Source organism: bacterium (assembly GCA_021372535.1).
Lineage (GTDB): Bacteria > Latescibacterota > Latescibacteria > Latescibacterales > Latescibacteraceae > JAFGMP01.
Genome location: JAJFUH010000047.1, coordinates 52,159 through 68,479 on the forward strand (window position 1 = coordinate 52,159; position 16,321 = coordinate 68,479).

Below are 16,321 nucleotides of genomic sequence, written 5' to 3' on the forward strand. Positions count from 1 at the left end.
CAGAAAGGGAAAAGATCGTGGCAAAGAAGAAAAAAACATACGCTCGGAAGATCGAACCTGCTCCTGTTCAGGCTCCGGGAAAAACGCTCACGGAGTATATCCCGCTGCCCGGACTCGCAGCTGCGGGAATTTATACGGTGATTGCCTGTCTGCTCACGTTTCCGCTCATTTTCAGGATGAACAGTTCCATTTACGGTTTTTACGATCACATTTCGACCGACCTGTTCGCCACGATACACTACTATTTCTGGTGGATGAAGGAAGCGGTGGCCGGGCTGAAAACATCGCCGCTCATCTGCCCGCTTATCGCTGCGCCTTTCGGATCGAGGATGGTTTTCACCAATTTCACCGGTTTCGCCCAGCTTCCGGTCACCATCCTGTTCGGACATCTTTTCAGCAATAACTTCGCCATTCTCTTCAACATTATTGTATCGGGTCTCGGAGCGTTTTTCCTCGTGCGGCATATTACGAAGAGCCCGGTCGCCGGATTTATCGGGGGAATCATCTATGCATTCTGCCCCAATATGATGGTGCGGTCGTATACGACGTTCGATTCCACTCAGGTGCAGTGGATACCGTTCTATACACTCTTTCTGCTCAGATTCATCGAGGACCGGACATGGAAAAATGCACTGTTGGCCGGTGTTTTTCTCCTCTTCAATATCCTTTTCTCCATGCCGTACTATCTCGTCTACCTTCCGGTTCACACCATCGTGATTCTGGCGGGATATGCGCTCTGGCATGTCTACGGAAACCGTCGGGGATTCGGCGGCTTTGTGCATGACATCCTCACCCCCGATGCTCTGAAAGCCTGGGTAAAAGCGGGGATTGTTCTCGCTGTTCTCGTGGTGCTTTTCGGCTTTTACTACAAGGTTGTCATCGGCGGGCAGGCAACCATGGAACAGGTTCAGCGGACGAAAGCCCAGCTTGCGGAACTCTCCCTCAAACCCTCTGATTATCTCGTCCCTCACCCGCGAAGCGCGCTTTTCAAGGGTAATTTCAAGGAAACATACTGGGATGCTGTCGAACGTCCCGAGAAAAATTCTGACAGCAATGTCGCTTATGTCGGGTACATAGCTCTTGCACTGGCTGTTCTCGGTCTGATTAAAGGAGCGAGACCCGTGTCGTGGATTTTCCTTGCAGCCGCGGCTGTGGCGTTCTGGTCCACCATGGGACCGAACTCTCCCTCGGGGCTCATTCATGCGCTTTATGCCCCGTTCGCCCGCCGGATACTGATCTACAAGGTTTTTGTGCAGCTTTCGGTCGCCGTGCTCGCGGGGATGGGCGCCGCATATCTGTTCCGGCAGATGAAAACCGTATCCGCCGAAGGAATTCTCCTGGGGATTCTTACGGTCACCATGCTGCTCGAATATGCGATTGTTCCTCCGGCGCTTTCTGTCGATCTCAGCCATAATCCAGCGGTGTACGAGCGTATCCGCGACCTCCCCGGGGATGCGAAGATTATCGAAGTTCCCCTCCGGAGAAATAACGGCAATCTCTATCAGGGATATCTCTATTACCAGACGGTGCACGGAAAGAGCCTGTTCAACCCGTACTTCGGTCTCGGAAGGGTTCCCGAACGGATACGGCCGTTCTACCGTCAGATGGAGGTTCCCATGGAGGCGCAGGAATACTGCAATTTAGCCGCGCTGCGCTATCTCGGCATCACGCATCTCACATACCATCATGTTATTGCGACAAAGACTGTCATCTTCAGGGGATTTATCGCGCCGGGTTTTCAGGCGGGGACTTTAGAAGGTCTTAATCCGGTCTGCCGTAACGACAAGGACCCTCAGGAGGACGAATTCGAGAGCCCTTACGATTACACGTTCGCCGATCTCTACGAAATCACCGCTGAACCGAATCCGGTTGCCCTCGTGTTCGATTACCGCAGCCCGTACGATCAGGTGCCGGGGGTTACGGATCGTGATGGTTTCATCCCGGAAATCGGCTGGGTATCGGCGTTTTTCGATACAACAGCGTCATTTTATTATCCCTGGCCCCATGTCAGCAAGACGGAGAAACTCGTTCGCATGATGCACCATGACGGCAGGGTGACCGCTGTCAACCTTTCCGGTGAACCGGTTGACTTTTCCATCAGCTTTATTGCCGAATCGGATGACGAAGGCCGTGAACTGACAGTTCGGTGGAACAACGGCTCCGATGCTGCTCCATCAATTATCGGGCCGTCGCCGGTGACCTGTGAAGCCGGACCGTTTCATCTCGACGGCGGTGCCACCGGCGAGATTACCATCCGCTGTGCCCGTGAAGCGTTCAAGTACGGCCCCGACAGTATCGAAACGCAGGCGGTATTGAGTGATTTCAGGGTTATTAAGAGATAGACAGGGGAAAGTAACCATTACGAGGTTAATCCCTATTCATGAGAAAATCGGTATAAATCATTGTATTATATTTACTTCATGGGAGGATGTTATGAAACGTAGCGCTCTGATACTCAGCGCCATTATGGTTGTACTGTTGTCGGTGGCTGTAACTGCCGTGATGGCTGCCGATGACCGCGTGCCCGGCGCCGTTTACAAGGAAGGACCGGTGACGGGAAAAATGATCGATGCCGGATTTTTGTACGGTGACTCGAATTATCACGGTATCATACAGGCATCGGACGGCAATGTCTATTATGTCATCTGTTCGCACAATAAAGCCGCCGGCGCCCGGATGTTCCGCTACAATCCGAAGAGCGGCGAAGTCAAGATGCTCGGAGACCTCACCGATGTGGTCGGCGAGGACAGGACGAAGGTCATCAACCAGGGCAAGGTTCATGGCGATATATACGAGGTCAACGGCAAGCTCTATTTCGGAACCCATGCCGGCGCATACGACCGTACATACCCCGGCGGGCATTTCATGAGCTATGATCTCAAAACGGAGAAATTCGAGGATTTCGGTATCGGGGCTCCGCACCAGGGTCTCGTCGCCATGAGCATGGATACGAAACGCATGAGAATGTATGCCATTTCCTGGCCCGGGTACAATTTTCTGTACTGCGATGTGAAATCCCGGAAAATCGAGAAATGGGAAGAGGCTTATGCCCCCGTAATCATGCAGGGACCGCGCTCGATCGGCATCGATCCCCGGACCGGCAACGCGTACTGGCACAATATGGATGATACGATCGCCTGTTTCAACTATGAAAAGAACGTTGTGGAAACGCTCAGCGGGCCAAAATTCGACGCTCCCATGTTCCATATTCCCCTCGATAAGTCCGTGGGGTGTGTCTGGCGCTCGATACGATGGAGCGAAAGTATGGGGAGATTTTACGGGATCATGTATTACAGCGACTGGCTGTTTTCTTTCGAGCCGAAAACTGCCGACCTCGAAATCTTAGACCGCATCGCTTCGGCGCCGAACAGGAAAACGGGGAAAACCACGTACAGTTCTCTCGCGTTCGAACTATCTCGTGACGGAAACGTCGTATATTACATCGCCCCCAGCGAAGCGTTGAAACCGGACGGGACAACCGATACGGAGCTCCACCTGGTCACCTACGATATTCCGCTCAGACGGTATGTCGATCATGGCGCGATTACACTCGATGACGGGCGTAAACCGCGGTACTGTCAGGGGCTCGAAGTTGGTACTGACGGTAATCTTTACATTGCCGCCTGGATTCCTTTTACCGATGTTTCGAGCGAAAAGGGGAAAAAGATGATCGAGATAGCCACCGGCGGGAAACCGGCGCTTGAGATCGAACGGAGCAAAAATCTTCAGGAGATCAATCTCATCGCCATTAAAAACCCTTATAGCCGTTGAGCTGCCGGGGGAAGTCATTGTTGCCGTTTCAAGATGAAAAGCGGAAAATATGTGCTTTCTCATATTCAGGAAATCACCAATACAGGGAGCGCGGAACATGATACGAAATCTCCTGTACATCGGTATGATGCTCGCTGGGATGTCCGGGATCGTCCGGACGGGTCAGGCAGAGTCACAACAGCAGACACGGGAACCGTCGGTGATTTACCGTGATGGACCGGTGATCGGGAAGATGATCGACGCCGGATTTCTTTACGGCGAGACGAACTACCATGCGATACAGCAGGCTTCGGACGGTAATGTCTATTACGCAATCGGTTCTCAGCGTCCCAATTCGAATGCGTGTATGTTTCGGTACGATCCCCGTACCGGCAAAGCCGATACGATCGGGAATGTCAACGATATTCTCGGCGAAGACAGGACAAAGGTGTTCTCCCAGAGCAAGATTCACTGCGATCTGTATGAAAAGGACGGCAAACTCTATTTCGGAACGCAGGGCGGCGTCTACCAGGGCGGGAACCTCGGCCCTTATCCCGGCGGGCATTTCATGAGCTATGATCTCAAGATGGGCGCATTCCATGATTACGGCATCGGGGAGCCCGGTGAGGGCATGGTGACCATGAGCATGGATACGGCGCGAGGAAGGATGTATACGGTTACTTGGCCCGGTCTCAAATTCATTTGTTACGACATATCGACAGGGACGATAAGATCGTTCGGAAAATCGGTTGCCACGCCCGATATCACCGATTCCCTGAGCGCGCCGGGGCCGCGATCGCTCGGTGTGGATCCCCGTGACGGCAATGTTTACTGGCACAATATGGACGATACAATCGCGTGTTACGATTACACAAAAAACACCGTTTCGACCATTGAAAAACCCCGTTTTGATCTGCCGATCCTCCAGGTGCGGAAACCCGGACTCGACAGGGTTTACTGGCGTTCCATACGGTGGAGCGACGCATATCAGCGTTTTTATGGCGTCGATACCCATACCGAGTATCTTTTCTCTTTCGAACCTCACAGCGGCGAACTCGAAATCATCGACCGTATCGCATCCGCTCCGGTAAGAAAGTCGGGGGGCCGTGCCGGAGCGAGCATGGCGTTCGAGCTTTCGCGGGACGGGAAAACCGTGTACTATATTGCCGGCGCACCGGCTGTTATGCCGGGGACAAAGATAAGAACGTCTGAGCTCCATCTCGTGACCTATGAAATTTCACTGAGGCGGTATGTCGATCACGGGCCGATCGAGCTCGATGACGGACGAAAGCCGAACTACTGCCAGGGGCTCGATGTTGGTACGGACGGTAATCTGTACATCGTCTGCACCATACCGTTTACCGACCTCGGGAGTGAAAAGGGAAAACGGCTTGTCGCTATTCACCATACCGGAACGCCGCCGGAAAAACTGAAATACAGCGTGTCGGAAACCAATCTGGTCGTGATGAAAAATCCGCTGGCAGAAAAAAAGTGAGATTTTCAGACGGTTCACCGTCGATAAACAGATGCTGAGCATTGGAAAGAACATACAATAACAGGAGAATATCATGGCTCACCAGATTGACTACAAACTTGTCGGCGACGACATGCAGGCGGCGATTATCACCCTCGATCCCGGTGAAACGGTGCAGGCGGAATCCGGGGCGATGATGTTCATGGAGGACGGCATCGAGGCGACCACTGAGATGCAGGGAGGACTGCTCGGCGGCGTGAAACGTCTCGTGAGCGGCGAATCCCTGTTCGTTGCGCTTTTCACCAACAATGGCAGCGACCGGCGCCGTGTCTCGTTTGCCGCGCCCTATCCCGGGAAGATACTGCCGGTCAACCTTGCGGAAACCGGTACCATGCTCTGCCAGCGTGACGCATACCTCTGCAGTGCGTACGGCATAGCCATCAGTGTGGCGTTCACCCGGAGGCTCGGCGCCGGATTTTTCGGCGGCGAGGGATTCATTCTCCAGAAGCTCACCGGTGACGGATATGCGTTTATCCATGCCGGGGGAACGATCATCAAACACGAGCTCGCCGTGGGAGAGAGTCTCAATGTCGATACCGGGTGTCTCGTTGCATTTCAGGAGTCGGTTGATTATGATATAAAGATGGTGAGCGGTATCAAGACCGCCCTGTTCGGCGGCGAGGGCATCTTTTATGCCCGCCTGACAGGGCCGGGAACGGTATACATGCAGACGCTGCCGTTTTCGCGGATGGCCAACCGGGTGATAAGCGCCTCCGGGTTCGGCACGAAGGATGAGGTGAGACGCGGCGGAGCGGGCCTGCTCGGCAAGATTCTGGACGGCGATCGGTAGTATCGGTTAACACGAACAAAAAAACCGATACCTTTTACTGTCACCTAAAATTCGGTACGATCAGCCCGTCACCCCGAACTTGTTTCGGGGCCTATCGGCCTTTGCCGGAATAACGCTCCGGATAGATGCCGAACCAAGTTCGGCATGACGGCGTTATTCATAATATAATTATGGCAGAAAAATATAACATGTCAAAAGGTTATGTGTATATTCTCACCAACTTTAGTAAAACAACACTCTATATTGGTATTACGAGCAATCTTGCCAAAAGAATAGACGAACATTGTAGTGAAGATGGTTCAAAGTTCACAAAAAAAGTATAAATGCAAGTATCTGGTTTATTATGAAGTGTTTGACAGGATTGTTGATGCCATCGAACGAGAAAAACAATTGAAAAACTGGCATCGTGAATGGAAATTGAACTTGATAAAAAGCGTAAATCCGGAAATGCTTGATTTAAGCGGCGAATTGTTTTAAAGAACACTATAAAACCGGAGGAACAGCCCGTCACCCCGAACTTGTTTCGGGGTCTATCTTCTATAACATGTGTGTTTTTTGTATACATGGTGAAAAATTTTTTCTGTTTCTTTTAACAATAGATGCTGAAACAAGTTCAGCATGACGAAGAACTCTCCATAAGAGAATTTATTCATGAACCTTATCAAAGAAATTTAAAATATCCGCTGTGTGGCTTGCACAATTATCAACCCCGAAAGGATAGATTTTATAATCATTTCATATGTTTGCCAACATTTTTGAACCAGGAGGTCTATCGTGAAGAAGCTGTCGAGGAGAAATGTATTGAAAACCGGGGCGTTGGTAGCTGCCGGAGCCGCGGGGGCGGGAACGGGAGTTCGCCGGTCATTGGCAGCCGACCGGGCCGGTACACGGTTCAACTGCGGTCAAACAGTTGATTTCGGCGAGCAGTATTATAGCACCATGAAGTCCATGGTCGAGCGAATCCGTCTGACCGAAATGGGTCTCATCGGCGACCTGACAAGCCGTATGGCCGATGCGGTGAACAAGGGCGGGAACGGATGGATGCATGCCCAGGCCGGTCATATGGGGTATGTCGAGTTCAAGGAGGAGAACAAAGGGAATCCCGGAATCCTCAGGAGCAGTACTGTGTGGAACGGCGGCGATTACGACAAGATGAAATCCGGCGATGTGCTCATGACCAATTATGTCAACGAGGACGTCCGTGCCGCCCGCGACCGTGGGGTATATGTCGTCGGCGTCCCTGTGTGTTATGTGGACAACGAATGGGCACCTCGCGGTTTTGTACAGCCGAATGTCAACAACTGGCTCCTCAAGGATGTGTCGAATGTGATACTCCAGAGCTACGTTCCCTATCAACAGGGAATTGTCGAGTGTCCGCAGATACCGGAGATGAAACTCTGCCCGAGCGCTGCGAACTCGCTCAACACCCTGTACTGGATGTTCCAGTCCGAGGTTGCCTGTAAAGTCAAGGATAAGAAGGCGAAACCTGTCGATTACTCTCTCCGGTATATCGACACCATTCTCGAACGTATTTCCGAAGCCTATAGTCTCCAGAAAGACTACATGTTCGACCATGCCGCAACCGTAGCGAAGAGAATCGGCAAGGGCGGTCATTACCATGTCCGGAGCGAGCACCGGGGTGTGGAAAGCGAATCGAACGGCGTCGCCATGGGGCCGATGATGACCAATGCGTTCCGTGAGGACAGGAAAAAGGGTGATGTCCACCTGTTTGCCGCAATCGAGCCCGATGATGCAACCATCGTCAAGGAGGCGAAGGATGCAAAGGATCTGGGCATGTTTGTCGTTTCCATCGCATCGGGAAATTCAAACGAGCTTCGGAAGTATTCCGATGTATTCATCGACAATCTGAGCCCGGAAGGTGCAGGACTATTCGAAATCAAGGGTTTCGACAAAAAAGTTGCGGTGGCAGCCGGTGTCATGAACAATTGGCTCATGTGGATTTTTACATCCCAGTTCGTCGATGAGATGGTACGGCGCGGCTGGGTTCCCTGGTTCTGGATGGGAGGATACACCGTCGGCGGCTCGGAATATAACAAGGGTGTCCGGCCATTTTTCATGAAGCGGGGATTCTGACAGGAGTATCCGGACGGAGCTGCTGCGGGGAATCGTGCATGATTTTCCGTGCGGCCCGGCGCCGGATACGCTGAGCAGTTGTTGTTCACAGAGAACGAATGGGGTACATACATAAGGAGTAGTGATATGGCAAAGCTTTCGAGAAGAAATATCCTCAAGACCGGCGCAGTTCTTGCCGCGGGTGCTGCGGGCACGGGAACAGGTGTCCGTTATGCCGATGCCGCTGATCGCGCCGGATCGAAATACAACTGGGGACACACCATGGATTTCGGCGAGCAGTACTATGTCCGGGTCAGGGAAATTCTGGGGAGTATCGCACGAAATGAGATGGGTCTCATCGGCGATCTTTCAACCCGCATGGCCGGGGCCATCACAAAGGGCGGGAACGTGTGGTACCATGCCCATGAAGGACACATGTGCTATGAAGAGTTCAACATGGAAAATAAGGGGAATCCTAAAATCATCATGAGCCACACGCGGAAAAGCGACGATGATTTCCCCAAAATGCAGGCCGGCGATGTTCTCGTGACCAACTTCGTCAACGAGAATGTCCGCGCCGCCCGCGACAAGGGTGTATATGTTGTTGGTGTGCCGGTCAATTACATCGACAACGAATGGTCTCCCCGCGGTTTTGTGTCGCCGAATGTCAACAACTGGCTTCTTGGGGATGTATCGAGTATAATCCTCCAGAGCTATATTCCCTACACGCAGGGAGTCGTCGACTGTCCGGAGATTCCCGAAATGAAGCTCTGCCCGAGCTCGGCAAATTCTCTCGCGTCCCTCTTCTGGATGTTTCAGGTCGAGGTCGCCAACAAGCTCAAAAACAAGAATGCCCAGCCGGTCGACAAGTCCGCCTTCTTTATGGGCACGCTCCTTGGCCGTCTGGACGATGCATTCCGTCTTCAGAAGAATTACATGTTCGACCATGCCCCGACTGTCGCTGAAAAAATCGGGAACGGCGCCCATTACCATGTGACGACCGACCATCCCGGTGTCCAGAGCGAATCGAACGGTGTGGCCATGGGGCCGATGATGACCAACGCCTTCCGCAATGACATGAAAAAGGGCGATGTCCACCTTCTCGCGACAATCGAACCCGATTCACAGAAGATTGTCGACGAGGCGAAAAAAGCCCGTGAGACGGGCATGTTCATTGTTTCCATCGCGCCGGGAAACTCCCTCCATCTCCGGCAGTATTCCGATGTGTTCATCGACAATTACTGCCCCGAAGGCGGGGGTCTCGTTGAAATTTCCGGTATCCCGGAGAAGGTCGGTACTCCCGGCGGCATCATGAATAACATACTCATGTGGGTCTTCACCGCGCAGTTCATCGACGAGATGGTCCGCCGCGGCTGGATACCATGGTTCTGGCTTGGATTCTATCAGGTCGGCGGCCGTGAGTACGACGAGGCGGTAAAACTGTATTTCCAGCGGCAGGGTTTCTGATCGTACCGGAACTCTGATTGTAACGGATGATGCGGATGACAATGTATTCAACAAGGGGGTGGATATGCGTGTCCGCTCCCTTGTTTGTAATAGACAGGATTTACATGATAGACAGGATTTATATCTTTTTGCATTGTTCATGGTTGACGTATTGCAGGGTATTGTGTATTTTAAAAATACATAAACATGTGTGAAGATTATTGACGTATTCGGGATTGATACAACGACAAAGAAAGCAGTTGTATTATTTGAGATATTTGTAAAATGTGAGAGGTGAATAGTATGAGTGAAATCATGGTACATATACAGATCGAGCCGCTCGATGAAGGCGGGTATCTGGCGACCAGTGATGACCTTGAGGGATTGATTGCCCAGGGCCGTACCGTCGCCGAAACGATGGAGATCGCCCAGGATGTCGCCCGAAAGCTTATCGAAGCGCACCTTGAACACGGCGATCCTCTACCCCCTGCTGTTTCTGCTGCGCTGGCGCGGAAAGAAGAAAAGGTGACAGCGTTTATTCCGGTTGTGGTGAGTGAGGTTTCGCCTGCATGAGCCGTTTGTCCGCTATGACATATCGAAACGTCATTCACGCTTTAAGGGCAGTCGGATTTGTATTCGAGCGCCAGGCCAAAGGCAGCCATGAAATCTGGCGACATCCGGAGACGCGGCGGTATGTCACTGTACCCAACCATTCAGGAACGATGCCTGTGGCAACGGTACGGGCGATTATCCGGCAGACGGGATTGACTATAGAGAAATTCATGAAGATTACCGAATGACTACTTCACATCTTCCTTAACTCTACCAATCCGTAAAAAACGAAGGCAAAATATTACAAATTAAACATTAACAATTATATCGAAGTAAAAAGGAGTTCTTATGTCTGAAGTTGTGACTTTCGGAGAGGTGATGATACGGCTCATGCCTGTCGAGCACCTGCCCTTCGAGGAAGCCGATATGCTCTATTCACTCGTCGGCGGGTCGGAATACAATATGGCCGTATCGTGCAGACGGATGGGGCATTCCGCCGTGTTCGTCACTGTTGTTCCCGATAACCCGTACGGCGCACGTATCATAGCCCAGTGTGACCGTCACGCAATCGGCGGCGGCATCAAAAAAGTGAAATTCGACGGTCTCGGACGCGTACGGATGGGGCAGTACCTTGTCGAGCAGGGATACGGTTCCCGCGGGGATGTTGTAACCTACGACCGGTACGGCTCCGCGATCTCGCAGGTGAAAAAGGGCGATTTCGACTGGAAAGAGATTTTCAAGGGCGCGAAGTGGTTCCATTTCTCGGGAATCACCCCAGCGCTCGGTGCGAACGTCGCCGAGGTATGCATGGAAGCCTGCGAGACAGCCCGCTCCATGGGGCTTAAAATATCTATCGACCTCAACTACCGGGGGAAGCTCTGGACGAAGGATCAGGCCAGGAAGACCATGTCTGAGATTGTTGGGTATGTCGATATTGTCATTGGCAATGAAGAGGACTGCGCCACCTGTCTCGGCATCGTTCCGGAGGGCGTTGACGACAACTACAAAGACCTGAAAACCGGGGCGTACAAGGTCGTCGCCGATAAGGTATTCTCCCGGTGGGGCAATGTAAAAATGGTCGCGACAACACTCAGGGAGGTAATACAGGCGAATATCAACATGTGGCGTGCCATCGTGGTTGACCGTGCCAGCGGAAAGCTCTTTGAATCGAAAAAGTACGAGGTTCATGTCATCGACCGCCTCGGCGGCGGCGATTCATTCAGCGGAGCGTTGGTAAGCGGTCTTATCGAGGGTATGGATACCCAGGATGCCCTCGAGCTCGCTGTCGCCTGGTCGAATCTGACGCACACCTATGTTGGCGACATCTGCATGGCCACGCGCGGAATGGCTGAAAAAATTGCAGCCGGCGGCGGAGCGAGAGTTCAGCGATAAACCATGTTTATACCGATCATGTATCTTTTCAATTCGGGGCGCCCGTTTTTTTCACGGGCGCCCTTAATATTTCTTCCGTTTGTGCCGATAGGAATATCAGAACGGTTACAGGAAGGACGGGAATATGAACGGTGCCATTTCCGGTGTTCGAGACGCATCTGTTTCCGCGGATATGCGTGGCCTGACACAGCAGACGAATGGAAAAGAAACTGCCGAATCGTCTCTGGTTGAAAACATCTTAAACAAACAATCAGCCACAGTACGACGGAGTGTATTCACCCTCAAGCAGAATCCTGAGCCGTTACCTCCGGCACTCGGAACAACGGAAGTTCTGCCTTTGTACTACAAGATGAGCGACCGGTCGGCCATAATCCAACAGCGTGCTTTTACCAGGGAACAGATTCCCGAGCCTCTGCCTCCCGCTGTCGGCTCGACCGACATATTTGCCTTCAAAAGCCTCATTTCGCAGCAGCCCGCCATGGAGCAGCGCAGCCAGTTTCTTCTGGAACAGACTCCCCCGCCAATGCCCTCCAAAATCGGTGAAGAAGACCTTCCCGGCGGATTTAAAAAAGAAAATATTCTTAACGGACAGCCGCGGCCTCTCTATGGTCTTGTCCGTGGAATAGTCGAAATCGAGGATGTAATTGTCCTGTTCGATATACGGGCATGATGCGGGCTGACATCCCTTTTTTCAAATCCTTTAAGAAATGATACGTTCATAGCCATGAATGGAATGTAATCACGCCGATTGATGTGTAAATCATCATTCCCGATTGACAATTCCATAGTGAATGGTATTATTTACAGCATATTTTTAACCCGATCTATTCATGGATTATAATAGAACGCGGATTTATACGGATCGGATGGTTTTTTACGTATTTGTTGTTATATATCATTTTTTGAATATGTGCTGTTTATAGATACTAACTATAGTATAAATAATCTATTATATCTCTTTGTGTTTTTGTGTCTTTGTGGTTGAATATTTTTTTATAAATATCCCTCATGACCATCTTTGATCACAACAAAGGACGAAAAGGTGTTTTCAGATAAATTGAGAGTTTTTTCTCCGTGTCCCGTTGGTGAATTATTAAATTAATCCGGGATAACTGTTTGACTTCAAATGCTTTATAAAATTTTACTATTTCTCAAATGAAAGGAATGTTTTCATGGTGAGAACGAGTATCCTGATTCTATCTGTCTGGATGGTAACGCTCTCGACAGCGAATGCCCTTGAACGGCCGGGAGTCGAGTTTAAAATTTTCCAGTTTCCCCGGAACATGATGCCCAGCATCGACGGCGATACAAAAGACTGGGATATCGTGCCGAAAGAGTATGCCATCGGGCTGGATCAGCTTGTCGATACGACTTACGGGATGAAAACAGATCCGAAGGACAAGGATGTTACCGTGAGGATCGGCTGGGTGAAAGGAATGAACAGACTCTACTTCCTGTACGAGGCTTATGACGATTACTGGGATTTCGACAGTTCCGGTATCGACAACGACATTTTCGAACTCGTTGTGGACGGCGATCTTTCCGGTGGCCCGCTGATCACGGAGTTCCATCCCGCGGATTCGCTCCTCACAAAATGGGAACGGTACGCACGGTTTCATGGCGTTCATGCCCAGAATTATCACATATTCACCCCTGCCGAGAACAAATCGTGGACGATGGTGTGGGGATGCCAGCCCTGGATTTACGAGTTTCCTTATGCAAATGCGGCGTATTCGTATAATTTCAAACATGGCGAAAGCGGGAAACTCGTTCTCGAATTCTGGATCACTCCTTTTGATTATGCGCCAATCGAAAGCCCCTCGCGTGCAGTCGAGTCGAAACTCACCGAGAATTCCATCATCGGTGTTTCATGGAGTATTCTTGAATATGACGGCGTTCATGATTCGGGCAGATACAAGGCGTTCTGGAACCTTTCGCATAAAACCACCATGTACGGGAATGCCTCCGATCTCTGCGCTTTCAGGCTCATGCCCCTCGAAAAGCGCTTTCGGAAGCCGATCGAGGCGCAATGGTCGTTCGTTATCGCGGATATGGATCGCCGTGTCGTAGCGTTCAAGGATGAATCGTACGGCACTGTCACTTCGTGGGAGTGGGATTTCGGCGATGGCGTCAAATCATCCGAGCAGAATCCGGTGCATATCTATGAAAAAGAGGGAAGGTATACCGTTGTCGTGCTCACCGTAAAGGGGCCGGACGGCACATCACAGCTGGCAAAGGTCTGGGATGTAGCGGTAAAATGACCGGTTGTTTCCCGGCTGATAAAAATTGTCTCGAAAAGCATTAAAGCCGCGAGAATCCGTGGATTATTGAATATGGTAAATAACCGGCTTCATGCATTGTTTACAACATCTCTTCAAGAACGCTTGCCGCAACAATCACCGTGCCGAGCGGTGTTGAATAGGGCGGTGAATAAGTGATATCCGCATTGGTCAGGTCGGGAATGGATATACGGCCGGTGAGTGCTGTCGCCACGGTGTCGATGACCTTGTCCACGGTGCTGTCCCCGAATGCCTGTGCGCCGAGCAACCGCTGGGAACCGCGGTCCGCTGTGAGTTTGAGCGTGATGTTACCGCCTCCCGGATAATAGCCGGCCCGTACAGGCGTTTTCACTGTCACGGACAGAGGATTGAAGCCCGCCTCTTTTGCCTCGCGTTCGTTGAGACCGGTGCGCCCGACCGACAAATCGAAGACTTTCACGATGGACGTTCCGAGCACACCGTTGAATGTTTTCCGCCCGCCTGCGATATTCGCCCCGGCGACACGTCCCTGTTTGTTTGCTGTTGAACCGAGCGGGAACCAGCATGGTTTCCCGCTGACAAGGTGAGTCGATTCGGCGCAGTCTCCGGCGGCATATATGCCCCTCGCGGAGGTTTCCATATATTTGTCCGTTTTGATGGCGCCGGTCGGTCCCAGGATGATTCGCGCCTCACGGGCGAGCTGCGTATTCGGCCTGACACCGGCGGCGAGTATCACAATCCCGCAATCGTATTCTCTGCCGCCGGCAAGGACAGCGCGGACAGCTCCCTTTGCATCGGTGATGATTTTTTCCACAGCGGCGCCGGTCTGTACCTGTACCCCCTTCGATTCCATGTGTTCCCTTATCGGAACGGACATATCCTGATCGAAAAGCTGCGGCATGATATGATCCGCCTGTTCGAAAATGGTCGAGGTGATGCCCCGTGCGAGGAAATTCTCAGCCAATTCCGCGCTGATGTATCCGCCGCCGACGATGCAGGCGTGACTGACGCTGTGTTCGGCTATATAGGCTTTGATGGCATCTGCGTCGGGAATGGTATGGAGGGTGAAAACACCTTCACAGCCGATCCCCTCGATTGGCGGGATAACAGCGGATGCTCCGGTGGCAATAAGCAGCCTGTCGAAGGACATATCGATGATCGCGCCTGTCGCTATGTCGGTCACTTTCACTACATGGTCGTAGGTGGATATCCGGTCGGCGCGGTGACGGGTGAGGACGGGTATGTTCTGCTTCTCCCTGAATGCCTCGGGAGAGCGGGCGAACAGCTGTTCGCGGTTCCGGACGACATCACCGACATAGTACGCAAGCCCGCATCCGGCGTATGAAATGTACGGTTCTTCAGTGATGATGGTGATTTCCATGTCCGGATCGTCGCGTCGCGCCTTTGCAGCTCCTTTCGTCCCTGCTGCGACTCCGCCGATGACAAGAAGTCTGATGTTTTTTTTCATAGTCGTTCACCTGCATACAGTCAAATTTTCAAATCCGCACAAGATCGATTATGTCGAGATCAACAGTGTTATGAGAATGTATGTAAAGTAAAACAGTTACTGCCGATTGGCAAATCTTTTCGGGCGGTTCGAGAAAAGTGAAACATGAAGTGTCTTGAGAAATACAATACGACTGGCAAACCGAAATAATAAAAAGGCGTCTGCCTCTGGTGGACAAACGCCTTCAAGTGAATATGTAAAACCCATATCTTCGGGATTGTATTTTCAGTGTCTGCCGCCCATGGAGGCAATCATGAATCCGATAAGCGCTCCATACAGTGTTGATCCCCATGGACTTGACGTTATCGGACAGGCTCCGCTCGAGCATCCGATGAACTTATAGTACGCAAATCCGAGAATACCTCCCACCAGGGGGCCTAAAATCATGCGCAGCATGGAGTTTCTCCTCCTCGCCCTCATTTTTCAGCGATTTTCCGGTTATATGCTGTTACAGCACCTGGTGAAGTTCTGACTCGAGCGCAGATGCGGATTTGACCCCTATCATTCTCTTTACCTCTTTGCCTCCCTTGAAGAAGACGAGCGAGGGTATGCTCATGATGCCATACTTGACAGCCGTGGACTGGTTAAGGTCGGTGTTGAGTTTCATAAACTTGGCCTTACCGTCGTTTTTGACGGCGACTTCATCGAGAATTGGGCTCATCATACGGCAGGGCATACACCAGGGTGCCCAGAAATCAACAACCACCGGTTTATCGGAATTGAGCACTTCATGCTGAAATGTCTGATCGGTTACTTCCTGTACGGCAGCCATAAATACCTCCTTGAGATGTCAGTGTAATATCATAATAGCTATTTATCTATAAATATATATTATTGTCCGGACATTGTCAAGTGTTTTTTCACCTATTGTTGCCTTGACAGATAATGAAAAAATGGATAGACTACATATGTCTGCCGGACCGTGGGTGATAATGCTCCGGCACGTATTATATCAGTGGTTTCAGAGGGGATGCCATGCGCTTTTCAACACGGTACGGTGGAACGTTCCTGGTGAGGAC

14 protein-coding genes and 1 pseudogene are annotated in these 16,321 nt (G+C 51.4%); 12 read left to right on the plus strand and 3 right to left on the minus strand.

Translation table 11 applies throughout. The features are described from left to right. Positions 1–17 precede the first annotated feature (17 nt). The 12 genes and pseudogenes from LLG96_04995 to LLG96_05050 all read left to right on the plus strand — a co-directional run bounded on the left by LLG96_04995 (position 18) and on the right by LLG96_05050 (position 13,798). Complete coding sequence (locus tag LLG96_04995; GenBank protein ID MCE5249561.1) at positions 18–2,342, plus strand: glycosyltransferase family 39 protein; 2,325 nt, start codon at positions 18–20, stop codon at positions 2,340–2,342. A gap of 91 nt (positions 2,343–2,433) precedes the next feature. Then, complete coding sequence (locus LLG96_05000) at positions 2,434–3,771, plus strand: hypothetical protein (protein ID MCE5249562.1); 1,338 nt, start codon at positions 2,434–2,436, stop codon at positions 3,769–3,771. A 97-nt stretch (positions 3,772–3,868) separates the two neighbouring features. Further along, positions 3,869–5,245: a hypothetical protein gene (locus LLG96_05005; GenBank protein ID MCE5249563.1), complete on the plus strand. Its 1,377-nt coding sequence runs from the start codon at positions 3,869–3,871 to the stop codon at positions 5,243–5,245. 73 nt (positions 5,246–5,318) lie between these two features. Continuing rightward, on the plus strand, positions 5,319–6,074 hold the full coding sequence (locus tag LLG96_05010) for a TIGR00266 family protein (GenBank protein MCE5249564.1): 756 nt from the start codon (positions 5,319–5,321) through the stop codon (positions 6,072–6,074). A 188-nt stretch (positions 6,075–6,262) separates the two neighbouring features. Continuing rightward, positions 6,263–6,551: pseudogene (locus LLG96_05015) on the plus strand (GIY-YIG nuclease family protein). 297 nt (positions 6,552–6,848) lie between these two features. Beyond that, complete coding sequence (locus LLG96_05020) at positions 6,849–8,168, plus strand: hypothetical protein (GenBank protein ID MCE5249565.1); 1,320 nt, start codon at positions 6,849–6,851, stop codon at positions 8,166–8,168. A gap of 126 nt (positions 8,169–8,294) precedes the next feature. Further along, the gene (locus tag LLG96_05025; GenBank protein ID MCE5249566.1) at positions 8,295–9,614 is read left to right on the plus strand and encodes a hypothetical protein; all 1,320 of its coding nucleotides are present in this window, start codon (positions 8,295–8,297) and stop codon (positions 9,612–9,614) included. Positions 9,615–9,908: 294 nt separating this feature from the next. Next, positions 9,909–10,166, plus strand: a complete 258-nt coding sequence (locus LLG96_05030; GenBank protein ID MCE5249567.1) for a type II toxin-antitoxin system HicB family antitoxin — start codon at positions 9,909–9,911, stop codon at positions 10,164–10,166. A 14-nt stretch (positions 10,167–10,180) separates the two neighbouring features. Beyond that, a complete protein-coding gene (locus LLG96_05035) occupies positions 10,181–10,393 on the plus strand; it encodes a type II toxin-antitoxin system HicA family toxin (GenBank protein MCE5249568.1) in 213 nt (70 codons plus the stop codon). Between the two features lie 100 nt (positions 10,394–10,493). Beyond that, positions 10,494–11,537 (plus strand): sugar kinase, encoded by a 1,044-nt coding sequence (locus tag LLG96_05040; GenBank protein ID MCE5249569.1) that lies wholly within the window; start codon positions 10,494–10,496, stop codon positions 11,535–11,537. Between the two features lie 124 nt (positions 11,538–11,661). Then, positions 11,662–12,207, plus strand: a complete 546-nt coding sequence (locus LLG96_05045; protein ID MCE5249570.1) for a hypothetical protein — start codon at positions 11,662–11,664, stop codon at positions 12,205–12,207. A 502-nt stretch (positions 12,208–12,709) separates the two neighbouring features. Next, the gene (locus tag LLG96_05050) at positions 12,710–13,798 is read left to right on the plus strand and encodes a PKD domain-containing protein (GenBank protein ID MCE5249571.1); all 1,089 of its coding nucleotides are present in this window, start codon (positions 12,710–12,712) and stop codon (positions 13,796–13,798) included. Positions 13,799–13,898: 100 nt separating this feature from the next. Here LLG96_05050 and LLG96_05055 read toward each other — a convergent pair whose 3' ends face one another. The 3 genes from LLG96_05055 to trxA form a co-directional block, all read right to left on the minus strand. Beyond that, complete coding sequence (locus LLG96_05055; GenBank protein ID MCE5249572.1) at positions 13,899–15,263, minus strand: FAD-dependent oxidoreductase; 1,365 nt, start codon at positions 15,261–15,263, stop codon at positions 13,899–13,901. A 264-nt stretch (positions 15,264–15,527) separates the two neighbouring features. Continuing rightward, positions 15,528–15,722, minus strand: coding sequence for a DUF6132 family protein (locus LLG96_05060; GenBank protein MCE5249573.1), 195 nt, complete (start codon positions 15,720–15,722; stop codon positions 15,528–15,530). A gap of 28 nt (positions 15,723–15,750) precedes the next feature. Then, positions 15,751–16,074: a thioredoxin gene (gene trxA, locus LLG96_05065; GenBank protein MCE5249574.1), complete on the minus strand. Its 324-nt coding sequence runs from the start codon at positions 16,072–16,074 to the stop codon at positions 15,751–15,753. Between the last annotated feature and the right edge of the window lie 247 nt (positions 16,075–16,321).